Source organism: Pseudomonas artemisiae (assembly GCF_057128685.1).
Genome location: NZ_JBSKHS010000011.1, coordinates 148,601 through 164,813, shown reverse-complemented (window position 1 = coordinate 164,813; position 16,213 = coordinate 148,601). Strand labels below are relative to the sequence as shown.

15 protein-coding genes are annotated in these 16,213 nt (G+C 60.2%); 6 read left to right on the top strand and 9 right to left on the bottom strand.

Annotated features, from left to right (window positions below):
* Positions 1-69: 69 nt before the first annotated feature.
* Positions 70-1,473, top strand: a complete 1,404-nt coding sequence (locus ACWKV4_RS14510) for an aminoacyl-tRNA deacylase and HDOD domain-containing protein (protein ID WP_483832784.1) — start codon at positions 70-72, stop codon at positions 1,471-1,473.
* A gap of 129 nt (positions 1,474-1,602) precedes the next feature.
* Here the strand turns inward: ACWKV4_RS14510 and ACWKV4_RS14505 are convergent, their stop codons facing one another.
* Both ACWKV4_RS14505 and ACWKV4_RS14500 read right to left on the bottom strand, forming a co-directional pair.
* Complete coding sequence (locus ACWKV4_RS14505; RefSeq protein ID WP_483832783.1) at positions 1,603-1,872, bottom strand: HU family DNA-binding protein; 270 nt, start codon at positions 1,870-1,872, stop codon at positions 1,603-1,605.
* 251 nt (positions 1,873-2,123) lie between these two features.
* Complete coding sequence (locus tag ACWKV4_RS14500) at positions 2,124-2,291, bottom strand: rubredoxin (RefSeq protein ID WP_483832782.1); 168 nt, start codon at positions 2,289-2,291, stop codon at positions 2,124-2,126.
* Between the two features lie 95 nt (positions 2,292-2,386).
* On the opposite strand from ACWKV4_RS14500, the gene ACWKV4_RS14495 reads away from it, so the two are divergent.
* The 5 genes from ACWKV4_RS14495 to ACWKV4_RS14475 all read left to right on the top strand — a co-directional run bounded on the left by ACWKV4_RS14495 (position 2,387) and on the right by ACWKV4_RS14475 (position 7,406).
* Positions 2,387-2,941 carry a chorismate--pyruvate lyase family protein gene (locus tag ACWKV4_RS14495; RefSeq protein WP_483832781.1) on the top strand — a complete coding sequence of 185 codons (555 nt, stop codon included), beginning with the start codon at positions 2,387-2,389 and terminating at the stop codon, positions 2,939-2,941.
* Complete coding sequence (gene ubiA / locus ACWKV4_RS14490) at positions 2,941-3,831, top strand: 4-hydroxybenzoate octaprenyltransferase (protein WP_483832780.1); 891 nt, start codon at positions 2,941-2,943, stop codon at positions 3,829-3,831. Before ACWKV4_RS14495 ends, ubiA begins: the two co-directional genes overlap by 1 nt.
* Before the next feature lie 70 nt (positions 3,832-3,901).
* The gene (gene phoB, locus ACWKV4_RS14485; RefSeq protein WP_483832779.1) at positions 3,902-4,591 is read left to right on the top strand and encodes a phosphate regulon transcriptional regulator PhoB; all 690 of its coding nucleotides are present in this window, start codon (positions 3,902-3,904) and stop codon (positions 4,589-4,591) included.
* 31 nt (positions 4,592-4,622) lie between these two features.
* Positions 4,623-5,933: a phosphate regulon sensor histidine kinase PhoR gene (phoR, locus tag ACWKV4_RS14480; RefSeq protein ID WP_483832778.1), complete on the top strand. Its 1,311-nt coding sequence runs from the start codon at positions 4,623-4,625 to the stop codon at positions 5,931-5,933.
* Between the two features lie 132 nt (positions 5,934-6,065).
* Positions 6,066-7,406, top strand: a complete 1,341-nt coding sequence (locus ACWKV4_RS14475) for a hemolysin family protein (protein WP_483832777.1) — start codon at positions 6,066-6,068, stop codon at positions 7,404-7,406.
* 3 nt (positions 7,407-7,409) lie between these two features.
* Here the strand turns inward: ACWKV4_RS14475 and ACWKV4_RS14470 are convergent, their stop codons facing one another.
* From ACWKV4_RS14470 to ACWKV4_RS14440, 7 genes are all read right to left on the bottom strand, one after another.
* Entirely contained in the window at positions 7,410-8,306 is an 897-nt protein-coding gene (locus ACWKV4_RS14470) for a peptidoglycan DD-metalloendopeptidase family protein (RefSeq protein WP_483832776.1), read from the bottom strand.
* Positions 8,307-8,377: 71 nt separating this feature from the next.
* The gene (locus ACWKV4_RS14465; RefSeq protein WP_483832775.1) at positions 8,378-9,295 is read right to left on the bottom strand and encodes a response regulator; all 918 of its coding nucleotides are present in this window, start codon (positions 9,293-9,295) and stop codon (positions 8,378-8,380) included.
* A gap of 153 nt (positions 9,296-9,448) precedes the next feature.
* Positions 9,449-10,207: a phosphate signaling complex protein PhoU gene (phoU, locus tag ACWKV4_RS14460; protein ID WP_483832774.1), complete on the bottom strand. Its 759-nt coding sequence runs from the start codon at positions 10,205-10,207 to the stop codon at positions 9,449-9,451.
* Between the two features lie 57 nt (positions 10,208-10,264).
* On the bottom strand, positions 10,265-11,098 hold the full coding sequence (gene pstB, locus ACWKV4_RS14455) for a phosphate ABC transporter ATP-binding protein PstB (RefSeq protein WP_483832773.1): 834 nt from the start codon (positions 11,096-11,098) through the stop codon (positions 10,265-10,267).
* Positions 11,099-11,151: 53 nt separating this feature from the next.
* Positions 11,152-12,816, bottom strand: coding sequence for a phosphate ABC transporter permease PstA (gene pstA, locus ACWKV4_RS14450; protein WP_483832772.1), 1,665 nt, complete (start codon positions 12,814-12,816; stop codon positions 11,152-11,154).
* Positions 12,817-12,830: 14 nt separating this feature from the next.
* Complete coding sequence (locus ACWKV4_RS14445) at positions 12,831-15,101, bottom strand: ABC transporter permease subunit (RefSeq protein WP_483832771.1); 2,271 nt, start codon at positions 15,099-15,101, stop codon at positions 12,831-12,833.
* Positions 15,102-15,177: 76 nt separating this feature from the next.
* On the bottom strand, positions 15,178-16,161 hold the full coding sequence (locus ACWKV4_RS14440; RefSeq protein ID WP_483832803.1) for a phosphate ABC transporter substrate-binding protein PstS family protein: 984 nt from the start codon (positions 16,159-16,161) through the stop codon (positions 15,178-15,180).
* Positions 16,162-16,213 lie beyond the last annotated feature (52 nt).

Sequence of the window (16,213 nt, the reverse complement as noted above, 5' to 3'; positions counted from 1 at the left end):
TCAGCTAACCACCCGCCAGTTTCCCGAAGATGCGTATACTGGCGCATTGTAAAATGTTCGGATACAGCCATGACTGAAGTTGCCCTGGAAGTAGCGACACCGCACGCTCCCGATGCCATCGAGCAATTGCTGCGCAAGCACGATATTCGTTACACCGAAGTCATTGAGCATCCTTTGCTCAACCCCGCGCGGCAAGTACAGGCGGTATTGCTTGGCGACGCGGTGGGCAACCTGCTGGTGCTGATACGCAAGGATGAGCTTCTCGACCTTACTCGCCTTGCTGAAGTCTGCGGGCGCACATTGACCGCCGTGCCAACCGATAAGCTTCGCCGCTTGCTGGACCCTTTGCGCCTGGGTGAGCTGCCTGGCCTGCCTTTGGCAATCAATGCGCCGTGCTTGTACGACGAACGTATTCTCGACATCGAGTTTGTGTTGGTGGCCTCCGGTCAGCCAGGGGTATTGCTGGAAATCTCCACCGAGCAGGATGGCTTGCGCAAAGCCCTGGTCAATGCCAGTTCGGCGCGGTTTGGCGAAACCATGAAGAACCCTTTGGTTCACGCAGGGCTTACCGGCCCGCTGGCAGCCATCTCTAAAGGCGTCCAAGCCTTCACTGCCCGCCGGATTCAACAGCGCCTCGAAGACACCATGGAAATCCCTCCGCTGGCGAGCACGGCGCAGAAGATCATCAAGCTACGGGTCGATCCGGATGCCAGTACCGACGACGTTACCGGGGTCGTGGAAACCGACCCGGCGTTGGCCGCACAGGTGGTGAGCTGGGCCGCATCGCCTTACTACGGCTCTGCGGGGAAGATTCGCTCGGTAGAAGACGCCATCGTACGGGTGCTGGGCTTTGACCTGGTCATCAACCTGGCGCTCGGGCTAGCGCTGGGCAAAACCCTTACCTTGCCCAAGGACAACCCGCAGCAGGCCACGCCCTACTGGCAGCAGTCACTGTACACCGCGGCAGTGGTCGAGGGCCTGACCCGGGCCATTCCTCGGGCGCAGCGACCTGAAGCCGGTCTCACCTACCTAAGTGGGTTGTTGCATAACTTTGGCTATCTGCTGCTGGCGCATGTGTTTCCGCCTCACTTCTCACTGGTATGCAGGCACTTGGAGGTCAATCCTCATCTGAGCCACTCCTACGTGGAGCAACACCTGCTGGGCATCAACCGAGAGCAGGTCGGCGCCTGGTTGATGGCCCACTGGGATATGCCCGAAGAGCTGGTCACCGCGCTGCAATACCAGAACGACCCCAACTACAGTGGCGAGAACGCTATCTACCCTAACCTGGTGTGCCTGGCGGTACGGCTGCTGCGCGGCCGTGGCAAAGGCTTTGGCGCTGAAGAGGACATCCCGGACGCCCTTCTGGAGCGTGTAGGCGTAACTCGGGAAAAAGCTCAGGACGTGGTCACCAAGGTTCTGGACGCGGAACAGCTACTGCGCGAACTCGCTCAACAATTTGGCCAGAGCTGACCATGCTCCACATGGGCGTGGATAGCCAACCAGGTTAGCCGCGCCATTGGCCTGTGGGGCCTGCGCCAACCTTTTTCAGGTTGGCGTCAGCGCTCCACATACTTTGCCTCCAACACTTCCAACCCTTATTCAGCCCAAGCTTTCACGAAGGTTTTTACCGGGTTTGAACGCAACCGTGTTGCTCGCCCTAATCCTGACCGGCTCGCCTGTCTGCGGGTTTTTGCCTGTGCGGGCACCGCGATGACGTTTTTCGAAGGTACCGAAGCCCACCAGGGTAACGTTCTCTTTGTCCACGGCCTGAGTGATCTGGTCCAGCAAAGCATTGAGCACGCGCTTGGCCACTTCTTGAGTGAGATCGGTCCGATCGGCGATAGCATTGGCGAGTTCAGATTTGCGCATATGATGTTGCCTCTTGTGTTTTATTGTTTTTATGCCCGGCCAAGCGAGCTGGCCAACCAGGTTAGATAGCCCAAGCCTAGCAGGCCCGCTAACGATGTGCGTGTGACCCCTGTCCACGCCGGGCTTATCGAGAATGGCACGCCCCAGGCACCTGCGCCAGAGGCGTGGACCGCTTTATCACGGTTATTTCGAGCTGATTGTGATGGATTCAGTGGCGAATCGGCCACAGCTCTAGCGCCGCAATATCGCCCTTAGATGATCTCGATCATCTCGAAGTCGGTTTTACCTACGCCACAATCGGGGCATAGCCAATCCTCAGGCACGTCTTCCCAGCGGGTACCGGCCGCCAAGCCTTCGTCGGGGCAGCCCAGTACCTCGTCGTAAATGAAACCGCAGACTACGCATTGCCATTTTTTCATACCGATCACCTTATCACGCGCCTAGATCGGGCCGACTAAAGCCCCTGACCTTCATGCTAAGCTCTAAAGCCTGCCAACCGCCATGCTCCCATACCGTGCCGCATTTCACACACGCTTCACATAAGCCTTCCTGGAAGGCCCACCTCGACTTCGCTGATTCTACCCAGCAGCGCTGGCTGTCCGACACCGGCTCGCTCACCCGCCGCCTTACGCACGTGGCTAACGGCAACTTCCAGGTGACGCCCATCAATGAAGGCTGGGCGGTGCTGCGCGACGATGAATGCGCAGCCCTGGGGCTGGCCTTGGGCGCGACAGGCTGGGTACGCGAGGTGCAGCTAAGGGGCAATGGTCGGCCTTGGGTCTTTGCCCGTAGCGTGGCGGGCCAGCAGGCCTTGGTACAGGATGGCTTCCCCATCGAGGCCTTGGGCACGCGATCCCTTGGAGAGCTGCTATTCGTGGACGGTGGTTTCAGCCGGGGCCCCCTAGAAGCGTGCTGTTATCCGCTTGCCTGGGTCCCAGGCTTGCCCCTGGAAACCGCCCCCCTGGCTCGACGCTCGCGCTTTGAGCGCGGCACGCTGAGCCTGCTGGTGACAGAAGTCTTTTTGCCTGAATTCTGGGCCACGCTGGCCGATCCGAAGGAAACCTACTGATGTACCTTCACTTGTTGCGCGCGCTCAATCGGCTACACCCTCGCGCCTGGGACTTCATCCAACTGAGCCGCATGGACAAGCCCATAGGTATCTATCTGCTGTTGTGGCCGACCCTGTGGGCCTTGTGGATCGCTAGCGAAGGCGCGCCCTCCTTGGGCAACCTGGTGATCTTCGTGCTGGGGGTGGTGTTCATGCGCGCCGCCGGGTGCGTGGTCAACGACTTCGCCGACCGCCACGTGGACGGCCATGTGCAGCGCACCGAGCAGCGGCCATTGGTCAGCGGCCGGGTGCGCGGGCGTGAAGCCTTGGTGTTTTTCGCGGTGCTGGTGACCTTAAGCTTCCTGCTGGTGCTGTGCACCAATGCAGCCACCATAGGGCTGTCGCTCGGCGGCCTGGCGCTGGCTGCCAGCTACCCCTTCATGAAGCGCTACACCTATTACCCACAGGTGGTACTGGGCGCGGCGTTCTCCTGGGGCATGCCTATGGCCTTTACGGCCGAGACCGGTCATGTGCCCTTGGCGGCGTGGTGGCTGTACCTGGCCAACCTGCTCTGGACCGTGGCCTACGACACTTATTACGCCATGACCGACCGCGAAGACGACCTGCGCATCGGGGTCAAATCCACCGCCATTCTGTTTGGCAATTCCGACCGCCTGATCATTGGCCTGCTGCAAGGCCTGGCTGTGGTAAGCCTGTTGTTGGCTGGTGCCCGTTTTGGCCTGGGAGGCTGGTTTTATACTGGCCTGGCCGTCGCGGTGGGTTGCTTTGCCTGGCAAAGCTGGCACGCCCGTCATAGGGAACGCATGGCCTGCTTCGAGGCGTTTTTACATAACCATTGGGCAGGGTTGGCGATCTTCGTGGGCATCGTGTTGGACTACGCGCTGCGCTAGGCTGTCATGTGACTGCAATATTTCCGTTATCTAATGCAGCGCAACATCCAGGACAGGCTTGAGGTAAACCATGGTTGGCAAAAGCATTCTGATCGTCGACGACGAAGCCCCTATTCGCGAGATGATCGCCGTCGCCTTGGAGATGGCAGGCTATGATTGCCTGGAGGCAGAAAACAGCCAACAGGCCCATGCGATCATTGTGGACCGTAAGCCAGACCTGATTCTGTTGGACTGGATGCTGCCGGGTACGTCTGGCATCGAGCTCGCCCGCCGGCTCAAGCGCGACGAGCTGACCGCCGCCACGCCCATCATCATGCTCACCGCCAAGGGTGAGGAAGACAACAAGATCCAAGGCCTGGAAGTCGGCGCCGACGATTACATCACCAAGCCTTTCTCGCCCCGCGAACTGGTGGCCCGGCTCAAGGCCGTGCTGCGCCGGGCAGGCGCTACCGATAACGAAACCCCCATCGAGGTCGGCGGCTTGCTGTTGGACCCGATCAGCCACCGTGTGACCATCGATGGCCGCCCGGCCGACATGGGGCCGACCGAATACCGCTTGTTGCAGTTCTTCATGACCCATCAGGAGCGGGCCTATACCCGTGGGCAGTTGCTGGACCAAGTATGGGGCGGCAACGTGTATGTGGAAGAGCGCACCGTGGACGTGCATATCCGCCGGCTGCGCAAGGCGTTAGGCGATGCCTACGAAAACCTTGTGCAAACCGTGCGGGGAACGGGGTACCGCTTTTCCACCAAAGCTTGACCCTGGCATGTGCGAAAGGATTGAACGCTAATTGAACCGGAACTGGCACGGCGTTCTGCTTCGCCATCTACTGCTGCTGGCTGCCGCCTGCCTGGTGCTAGGCCTGCTGACAGGCCACTATGGGCTGTGCCTGGCTGCGGGCCTTGGGGTTTACCTGGCCAATACCTTGCGCCACTTGCTGCGCCTGCAGTACTGGTTGCGCCATCACCCTGACCAGCCGCCCCCCGAGGGGCACGGCCTGTGGGGCGATGTATTCGACAACATCTACAATTTGCAGCGCCGGGACAACCGGGTGATAGCCAGGCTGCAAGGCGTTATCGACCGGGTTCAGGAATCCACCGCCGCCCTGCGCGACGCGGTGATCATGCTCGACAGCGATGGCAACCTGGAATGGTGGAATCGCGCCGCGGAAACGCTGCTGGGGTTGAAAACCCCTCTGGATGTGGGCCAGCCCATCGCTAACCTGGTTCGCCACCCGCGGTTCAAGGACTACTTTGACGCCGAGCATTATGCCGAACCGTTGGAAATGCCCTCCCCGCTCAACGACCGGGTACGCCTGCAGTTCATGATCACCCGCTACGGCAACAACGAGCATTTGGTGGTGGTGCGCGACGTAACGCGAATTCACCAGCTAGAGCAAATGCGTAAGGATTTTATCGCCAATGTTTCCCACGAGCTGCGCACGCCTTTGACGGTGATCACCGGTTACCTGGAAACCTTGCTGGACAATGCTGGCCACCTGAACCCCCGCTGGTTGCGCGCTTTGCAGCAGATGCAGCAGCAAGGCAGCCGTATGCAAACCTTGCTCAACGACCTATTGCTGCTGGCCAAGCTGGAAGCCACCGACTACCCCTCGGACAACCAGGCCGTCAATGTCACGGGCCTGCTGCGCAGCATCCTCAATGATGCCACGGCGCTGTCGGGCGAGCGCCATCACCAGCTGAGCCTCGACGCCACCCCAGGGTTGCGCATGAAAGGCAGCGAGCCAGAACTGCGTAGTGCGTTTTCCAACCTAGTGTTCAACGCGGTGAAATACACCCCGGACAACGGCCAGGTGCATGTGCGCTGGTGGCACGACGAGGCCGAGCTGCACCTAAGCGTTAAGGACTCGGGTATTGGCATCGAACCGCGACATATTTCGCGCCTTACCGAGCGTTTTTATCGAGTGGACTCGAGCCGCAGCTCCAGTACAGGCGGCACAGGCTTAGGGTTGGCGATCGTCAAGCATGTGCTGCTGCGGCATAAGGGCCGGCTGGAGATCACCAGCGTTCCAGGCAAAGGCAGTGTGTTCATTTGTCATTTCCCTATTGCCCAGTTGGCCTTGGCCGATGCTGACGACTGATCCGCTTTACTTCCTGTTTAGGGAATTGCCGCCCTCCGGCACTGGTCAATTCTCCAGCTAGTCGCTAAATTGCTTAATTCGCGCCGTTGTTGGCGCTTAACCTTTCCCTACACGGATCTCATACCTCTCCCAATGGACCCTTCCCCTGCTTTATCGCTGTCCGCCATATTCGCCGACTTCGGCATGATCCTTTTCGCATTCGTCCTGGTACTGCTCAACGGCTTCTTCGTTGCGGCGGAATTCGCCATGGTCAAGCTGCGCTCCACCAAAGTGGAAGCCATCGCGGAAAAAAACGGATGGCGTGGAAAAATTTTACGCACCGTACACAGCCAACTGGACGCCTACCTCTCGGCCTGTCAGTTGGGTATTACACTGGCATCGCTGGGCCTGGGTTGGGTCGGCGAGCCCGCCTTTGCCCACTTGCTGGAGCCATTGCTGGAAGCAGCGGGCGTGCAATCAGCTGAAGTGATTCGCGGGGCGTCGTTCTTTACCGCGTTCTTCGTGATTTCCTACCTGCACATCGTGGTAGGTGAATTGGCCCCCAAATCCTGGGCCATTCGCAAGCCAGAGCTGCTGTCGCTGTGGACGGCCGTGCCGCTGTACCTCTTCTACTGGCTGATGTACCCCGCCATTTGGATTCTCAACGCCAGCGCCAACGGTATATTGCGCATCGCCGGCCAGGGCGAACCTGGCCCGCATCACGAGCATCACTACAGCCGCGACGAGCTCAAGCTGATTTTGCACTCCAGCCGTGGCCAGGACCCTAGCGACCAAGGCATGCGTGTGCTTGCCTCTGCTGTGGAAATGGGCGAGTTGGAGGTAGTGGACTGGGCCAACTCCCGGGAAGACCTGGTTGTGCTCGAATTCAATGCGCCGCTGAAGGAAATCCTGGCGATCTTCCGCCGCCACAAGTACAGCCGTTACCCGGTGTACGACAGTGAGCGAGATGAGTTCGTAGGCCTGTTGCACATCAAGGACCTGCTGCTGGAGCTGGCAGCCTTGGACCACGTTCCGGCCTCCTTCAACCTGGCCGAGCTGACGCGCCCCTTGGAGCGAGTCTCTCGGCATATGCCCTTGGCCGAGCTACTGGAGCAGTTCCGCACCGGCGCCGCGCACTTTGCCTTGGTTGAGGAAGCCGACGGCAAGGTGATCGGTTACCTCACCATGGAAGACGTGCTGGAAGTACTGGTAGGCGATATTCAAGACGAACACCGCAAGGCCGAACGCGGAGTGCTGGCCTACCAACCAGGCAAGCTATTGGTGCGCGGCGATACGCCCCTGTTCAAGGTGGAGCGCCTGCTGGGCGTGGATTTGGACCATATCGAAGCCGAAACCCTGGCTGGGCTGATCTACGATAGCCTCAAGCGCGTGCCGGAAGACGAGGAAGTGATCGAGGTCGAAGGGCTACGCATCATCATCAAAAAGATGAAAGGCCCCAAGATCGTGTTGGCGAAAGTCCTGAAACTCAGCTGACGGTCACGGCTTGCCCAAGGCAAAATTCGGCAAGTGCTGCAATGGCTTGTCGAACGCATAAGGGATGGATTCCAGCCCCTGACCGTTGTTGCGTTGCACTACGAAATGCAGGTGCGGGCCGGTGCTGTTTCCGGTGTTGCCCGAGCGCCCAAGCGGTGCGCCTACGGCTACTCGGTCCCCTTCCTTGACCACGACAGAACCGCGCATCAGGTGCAAGTACACACCCATGGTGCCGTCTGCATGCAATATGCGCACAAAGTTGCCTGAGGGCTGAGCGCCACCGGCCCCTTGGTTATTCTCTATTTTCACCACTACCCCTGCCCGCGCGGCAATGATAGGCGTGCCCTCGGGCATGGCGATATCGATTGCGTAACGCCCTTTGAGGCCGGTGTGGCTGAAGGTGCCATTGGGCCCCTGGCTGATCCGGAAGGGGCCGCCTACCCAAGGAAAGGGATAGCGATAGGTTCCAGGGTTAAGAGAGGGGTCGCCCAGGGCGTAATGGAAGCTTGGCGTGCCGGCGATTGCTTGCCCGGCCTTGGCGGCCGTGAGGGTAATCAGGGTGACCTTGGTACGGGCCGGCACCAGGCGGCCAATGGTACGCGGTGGCACGCCAGCTACGTTGCGCATGCCTGACAAGCGCAGCTCTATCTGCACAGGTGCATACAGGTCGTTTTGTGCTTCATAGGTCACGGAGCCGGCCGCCCGGTGCGTATTCAAGCGTACATCGGCGGCCAGGGACTCGACCATGCGGTCTTCGAAGACCACTCGCCGCGCGCCACGGGTTACGCGGTCGGTGTAGTTGACCACGCCATTGGCGTCGACGAATTTATAGATAGCGGCGGCCTGCACGTGTGCGCAGGCTGCGGCGATCACGACAGCAAGGAAACAGCGCCAGCCCATCACGAGGGTTACCCCAGAAAGTTACCGCGGCCTAGCGTAGCAGCCACCGGCCCGCCACGCCGCTTGCAGCATCATGCCCCTGGTACGAAATGCTTCTGCGTGGTGCCACGGGCGATCAGGCGTGACAGGTAGTCGAGCTTTTGCGCGTCCTGGTCCACGAAGCGGAACGTCAATTGCAGCCACTCGCTATCGGGCTTGGTCTCCATGGCCACAATCGCATGCAGGTAGCCATTGAGCCGCGCAACGTCGTTATCGCCTTGTTCCAGGTCCAGCACCGCCTGCTCCAGTACCTGGGGCAAGGGCTCGCCGCGCTTGACCACCAGCAGAGCCTCTTTGAGGCTCAGAGCCTTGATTACACAAGACATATTGCCGCCGCCCGCCAGGCGCAGCTGGCCCTGGCCGCGCCCGCCCGTGGCGGTGGACGGAGGCCGCACCGGCGCCGAGGCCGCCGTCGCGGCAGGTGGCGCAGGCGCGGTACGAGGGGCTGGAGCCGCCGCGGGCGTGGCGACGCCTTCTGGCCGGTTGGCGGTCAGGGCAGCCAAGGAATCGTTGGCAAAGGCTGAAGCATTGGGGCGCGAGCCAGGGCCGCTCATCAACGACTCCAACTTGCCAGCCCGGTGCAGGGCTTTCTTGACCTTGGTCAACAGCTGTTCGTTGGTGAAGGGCTTGCCTACGTAGTCGGACACCCCCGCCTGGATCGCCTGGATCACGTTTTCCTTATCGCCCCGGCTGGTTACCATGATGAACGGAACGGTCTTGGTGCTTTCCTGTTCGCGGCACCACATCAGCAGCTCAAGGCCAGTCATTTCTGGCATTTCCCAGTCACACAGGATCAAGTCGTAAGTGTCCTTGGCAAGCATGGCTTGCGCCTTGCGACCGTGGACGGCGTCATCGATTTGCATGCCTGGGAAAGCGTTGCGCAAACATTTTTTAACCAGATCGCGGATGAAAGGCGCGTCATCCACCACCAGAACACTGACCTTGGCCATTAACGACTCCTGAAATTGGTCCAGACAGCATAGCTGGCGTCCACGCCACGATGCCTGTCTGGGCCCTGCACCTGCCAGGCAAGTGCCTAAAAATCTGTTCCCAGTATGAACGAAAACGCCCGGCGCGGGCCGGGCGTCGATCCTTGGGTAAACTTACTTATCGTCAGGACGGGGCAAAACATTAGCGCGTTCGGCATTGCGGCGAACTTCTTCTTTCATTCGCTCCAAGCCCAAGTGGCGCACATCGGTGCCTTGTACCAGGTAAATCACCAGTTCGGCGATGTTGCGGGCGTGGTCGCCGATACGCTCCAGCGAGCGCAACGCCCAGATCACGTTCAGCACCCGAGAAATTGACCGTGGGTCTTCCATCATGTACGTCACCAGCTCGCGCAACGCGGTCTTGTACTCACGGTCGATGGTTTTGTCGTATTGAGCCACGGCCAGGGCCAGGTCGGCATCAAAACGGGCGAACGCGTCTAGGGCATCACGCACCATCTTCAGCACCTGGTCGCCAATATGCCGCACCTCCACGTAGCCGCGGGGTGCTTCACCCTCTTCACACAGTTGAATGGCCCGGCGAGCGATCTTGGTGGACTCATCGCCGATGCGCTCCAGGTCGATCACCGACTTGGAAATACTGATAATCAAGCGCAGGTCCGAGGCCGCGGGTTGTCGACGGGCCAGAATGCGCAGGCATTCGCCATCGATGTTGCGCTCCATCTGGTTGATTTCGTCATCCAGGTCGCGCACTTGTTGGGCAAGGCCGGAGTCTGCCTCAATCAAGGCGCTTACCGCGTCGTTGACTTGTTTTTCCACCAGCCCGCCCATGGCCAGCAGGTGGCTGCGCACCTCTTCCAACTCGGCGTTGTATTGCTGGGAAATGTGATGGTTAAGGCTATGTTTATCGATCATGGTCAGGTCCTTGATTGCCGATGGAAGGGTTGGCGATAACGCTGGTGCTCCGCACGATCAGCCATAGCGCCCGGTGATGTAGTCTTCGGTTTGCCTTTTGCTGGGGTTAGTGAACATGCGGTCGGTGTCACCGAACTCGACCAGCTTGCCCATGTGCATGAACGCGGTGTAATCGGATACCCGGGCGGCCTGCTGCATATTGTGGGTCACAATGATGATGGTGAAGCGCGCCTTAAGCTCGTAGATCAGCTCCTCGACCTTAAGCGTGGAAATCGGGTCCAGGGCGGAACAGGGCTCATCCAGCAGTAGCACTTCAGGCTCTACCGCAATGGTACGCGCGATTACCAGGCGTTGTTGTTGGCCGCCCGAAAGGCCCAAGGCAGACTCATGCAAGCGGTCTTTCACCTCGTCCCAGAGTGCCGCGCCGCGCAATGCCCACTCCACGGCGTCATCGAGCATTCGTTTTTTCGTTACGCCCTGGATGCGCAGGCCATACACCACGTTCTCATAGAGGGTCTTGGGAAAGGGGTTGGGCTTCTGGAATACCATGCCTACACGGCGCCTGAGGTCGGCTACGTCTTCACCCTTGCGGTAGATGTCCTGCCCATGAAGGCTAACGGAGCCTTCCACCCGACAGCCATCCACCAAATCGTTCATGCGGTTGAAGGTGCGCAACAACGTGGACTTGCCGCAGCCGGATGGGCCGATGAACGACGTGACCCGGCGCTGCGCGATGTTCAGGGCTACGTCGAACAACACTTGCTGGGCACCGTAGTACAGGTTTAGCCCCCCCACGTCGAAGGCGATGTCTTCGTGGGCGATGTCCAGGCTCTGTTTCTTGCGGCCCAGTGCGGCCATGTCAAGGCGACGGCCTGGTGTGTGGTGTTGCATGGGAGGCTTCCTATGCTATCAACTGCTCATTGGCGGCCAAGCCGCCCAAGGCGTCAGGTATCGAGCGCGCGGTACTTCTCGCGCAAGTGGTTACGAATGGCGACGGCAGACACATTCAGCAAGGCGATGACCGCCACCAGCAGCAAGGCTGTGGCATAGACCAATGGCCGCGCCGCTTCCACGTTAGGGCTTTGAAAGCCTACGTCATAGATATGAAAGCCCAAGTGCATGATCTTTTGGTCCAGGTGCACGTAAGGGTAGTTGCCATCGACGGGCAGTGACGGGGCCAGCTTGACTACCCCGACCAACATCAGCGGCGCCACTTCCCCCGCGGCCCTGGCCACGGCCAGGATCAGCCCGGTCATGATAGCCGGGCTGGCCATGGGTAATACGATTTTCCAGAGGGTCTGCGCCTTGGTGGCGCCCAGGGCCAGGGAGCCTTCTCGCAATGAATGAGGTATACGCGCCAGGCCCTCTTCGGTGGCTACTATCACCACCGGCACCGCTAACAATGCAAGGGTCAGTGAGGCCCAGAGCAAGCCAGGCGTGCCCAAGGTGGGGGCAGGCAATGCTTCAGGGAAAAACAGCCGGTCGATGGAGCCGCCCAGCACGTAGACGAAAAAGCCCAGGCCGAATACACCATAGACAATAGCCGGCACCCCTGCGAGGTTGTTCACAGCGATGCGGATCAGCCGTGTCATCCAGCCCTGGTGCGCATACTCACGCAAGTACACCGCTGCCAGTACGCCAAAGGGGGTCACCAGCACCGCCATGATCAAGGTCATCATGACCGTGCCGAAAATGGCGGGAAACACGCCGCCCTCGGTGTTGGCTTCTCGAGGGCCGGTGCTAAGAAATGCCCACAGCTTGTTGAAGTAGAACCGGATTTTGGCCATTACGTCCATGGTGTTGGGGCGGTAGACCTGCACGATGCTGGCAAGGCTTACTTCCACCTGGCGCCCCATGGCGTCACTGAATAAAGCGCTGTCGCGATCGGCCAGGGTGCGCAGCTCATCAAGCCGCGCTTCCAAGGTTTGATAACGCGCATTAAGCGCGCCGCGCTCACTGGCAAGGTCGGCCTGGGCCGTGGCGGTCAGCGCGCCCTCCAGCTCCAGCTTGCGGCCATGCAGCCTGAGGCGCTCCAGGCTGTGGTTGATCCCGCCGACTTCGGTTTTTTGTAAATGCGTAAGTTCGGCCGCCAGGGCTTTGGTACGTGCCAAGCGTGCGTGCAGCGCCGACCAGGCACCCTCGCCTTCGGCGATCACATGCCCGGCTTGTTTGAGGCTCACCAGTCGCCCGTAGAAATTGCCCCATTCCCGGCGTTCTACCGTGATCACGTCCTCTGGGAACGTGGGGGCGGTCAGCCAGCGTTCGGCTACCCAGTGGAAATCCGGGCCGTTGAGGTCGCGGTTACCGGTCTTGAGCAATACCCGCGTATCAGCCTCGGAACTGCTTGAGGGCTTGTTAATAGCCTCTGGCTCAGGGCGGGGCCCTGGTTCGCGTTGTACTACTTCGCCAATCAAGCTCACGGGCGGTTGACCAGGCACTTGATAGGTCGCCTCAAGCACATCAGACGGCCAAAAGTGCCCCAAGCCACGGATGGCGATCAAGGTCAGCAGGCCCAGGGTCATGATCACCGCGACCGATACCGCGCCCGCGCTTAGCCATACACCCGGCGCGCCACTGCGCAGCCAGCTAGCCGTGGAGGGTTTGCTCACATCCCTGCCCCCGGTCATAGCGACGAGTACTGCTTGCGTAACCGCTGGCGAATCACTTCGGCCATGGTATTCATTGCGAAGGTAAACAGCAGCAGCACCAAAGCCGCCAGGAACAACACGCGATAATGACTGCCCCCAACTTCGGCTTCTGGCAGTTCGATGGCCACGTTGGCCGCCAGGGTACGCATACCCTCGAACAGGTTCATGTCCATCAGCGGCGTGTTGCCCGTGGCCATCAGCACGATCATGGTTTCTCCCACGGCACGGCCCATGCCAATCATCAAGGCCGAAAAAATCCCTGGGCTGGCGGTAAGCAACACTACGCGCACCAGGGTTTGCCAAGCAGTGGCACCCAGGGCCAGTGAACCAAACGTCAGGCTACGCGGAACGCTGAACACTGCGTCTTCGGCAATGGAGTAAATGGTAGGAATGACCGCAAAGCCCATGGCAGCGCCTACCACCAAGGCATTGCGCTGGTCGAAGTCGATGCCCAGGCGGCCGCTGAGCCATTGCCGCATGTCCCCGGCGAACAGGCAGCGCTCCAGCCAGGGGCTAAAGTACAAGGAAGCCGCGGCGATGAGCAGGATCACCGGCACCAGCAGCACGCTTTCCCACCCCTCGGGCAGCCGGTGTCGCAGGCTGGCGGGCAAGCGGCTCCAGCCCAACCCGGTAAGTAAAATGCCTAGCGGTGTAAGTGCCAGCAGGCTGAAGACTCCAGGCAGGTGGCCCTCTATATAAGGCGCCAGAAATAGCCCGGCGAAAAACCCAAGGATCACCGTTGGCAGCGCTTCCATCAGTTCGATGACCGGCTTGACCTTACGGCGCATGGCCGGGGCCATGAAGTAAGCGGTGTACACGGCGGCGGCCACCGCCAGAGGCGCGGCTAGGAGCATGGCGTAGAAGGCCGCCTTGAAGGTGCCGAACGCCAAGGGCGCCAGGCTGAGCTTGGGTTCGAAATCCGAGTTGGCGGCCGTGGACTGCCACACGTATTCCGGGCGGTCGTAATGCTCGTACCAGACTTTGTCCCAGAGGGCGCTCCAGGACACTTCCGGGTGGGGGTTGTCCAGCACGAACTTCAGCAAGGTACCGCCATGCTCGATCATCACCCGATTGGCCCGGGGCGACAGCGCAAGCACGCCACTGCCTTCGGCAACCTGCTCGGTCAATAAGGTGCGATGGGCCGTGGTATGGAATACCCCGAGCCGTCCTGTACGGTCGAGGGCCACGAAACCCTTGCGCCGCTGCTCGGGGCGGATCCGTTCGATCGGCGCCTGACCAAGCTGGAAGTCCCGGATGTGGCTTAGCCGCGGCTCGCCGTCCAGGTCGTGGCTCATAAACCATTGCCCCAAGCTGCCATTGGAGGCGCCGATCAGCAAAGAAACACCACCCACCAGTTGTGCGCTAGCGGTCACGCTGGCCTGGGCGTCTTCCAACAGCTTATAGCGACCATTGAGGGTGTGTTTTTCCAGGTCGAACACGTCCGCATGAGCGCGGCCATTGATAACGTACAACCAGCGCTGGCCAGGGTCTATATAAAGTGCCTGTACCGCCTCGGTCAGTTGCGGCAGCGCCACCCGCACAGGCAGTGCTGCGCGGGTGGTATCAAGCGGCGCGGCAATCAGGTTGAGCCGCGTGTTGTCCGACCCGGCCAGCAGCAGCCCGGTTTCGCTGGCGCTCATGGCGATGTGTTGCAAGGCGCCTCCTTGCTCATCGAGGGTGAACAACCGCTGGCCGTAAGGGTAATCCACCGAGGGTGTGACAGTTTTATGGTCATCGGGCCAAGCGGTCTGGTACAAGTGCCGGAAGACCAGTGCCTGCCCATTGGATAACCCCAGGGCCAATAGGCCCTTGCCAGGCTGATCTTGAGCCACGCTGGCTACAGTGGCGCCTGCGGGCAGTGGCAGGGTCAGGCGGCTAAGCACACTGCCATCCGTCGTGTCGAAGAACACGACCTCACCCTGGCGGGATATACGCATGGCTACCCGGTTCTGTTCTTCCAGTGTCAACAACACCGGTACCCCAGCGCTTTCAAGCCAAGCAGGGGTCAAGGCCGGACGCATCTGGAGGTTGGCCCCCTGAAACAGCGGGGCGACCACATAGGCCAGATAGAAGAAAATAAGGGTAATGGCACCCAGTACAGCCAGCCCACCAACCAATACATACCAGCGGGTAAAACGGTCGACGAGCGCACGTAGCCGGCGGTGGCGCTGCAAGGCCGGCGTGTTGAAATCAATGCGCGCCGGCGGCGTGCCTGACGTTACCTTGCGTACAGCCGGATCATTCATCCGCACACCCTAGCGGCGTTATATGACAGAAACATGACACCATCGTGACACTATCCCCCAGATTTTCGCAGCCAGTTCAAGGCACTTGAGGGTTAGCGGCGGCGCTTAACCCTATTCCAGCCAACACGGTATTGACCACACTTGCAGGCAAGGGAATGTAGCCATCTCTGATCACTATCTGTTGGCCGGTCTGGGAGAGCATCAGCTTGATGAACTCTGCTTCCAACGGCGGCAGGGGTTGGTTTGGCGCCTTGTTGACGTATACATAAAGGAAGCGCGCCAGCGGATAACTACCATTGACCGCGTTAGCCTCTGAATCCTCCACATAGGGGCCGTCCTCGGTTCGCGCCAGAGCAATGGTACGGATACTCGCCGTTTTGTACCCTACCCCGGAATAACCAATGCCATTAAGGGAGCTGCTGATGGCTTGCACCACCGAAGCAGAACCAGGCTGTTCATTGACGTTAGCCTTGAAGTCTCCTTTGCACAGAGCCTGTTCCTTGAAGTAGCCATAGGTGCCCGACACTGAGTTGCGGCCGAACAGTTGCAAGGGTTGAACGGCCAGGCTGCCCTGCACACCAAGGTCGCCCCAACGCCGAGCATCGGCTGGCGCGCCACACAGCCGGGTGGACGAAAAGATAGCGTCCAGCTGTTTAAGGGTCAGGCCCTGAATAGGGTTGTCCTTGTGCACGAACACCGCCAGGGCATCGATGGCCACGGCAATGGCCGTTGGCTTGTAGCCGTACTTCTGCTCGAACGCCTGCAGCTCCACGTCTTTCATCTTGCGGCTCATCGGCCCTAGGCTGGCGGTGCCTTCGGTCAACGCAGGCGGCGCGGTAGATGACCCCGCGGCTTGGATCTGCACGTTCACATTCGGGTAGACGCGTTGGAAGGCTTCGGCCCACAGCGACATCAGGTTGGCCAGGGTATCCGAGCCTACGCTGGTGAGGTTTCCCGATACGCCAGTGATTCGGGTATAGGCGCTCAACGCAGGGTCCACGGCAGCCTGAGCCTGGCTAGCCAACGCCACCGACAGCGTGAATACAGCCACCCGGCGCATAAAGCTCATGGAATGCTCCCGACGGCAGAACGCGCTCATTGGAAACCCGCCC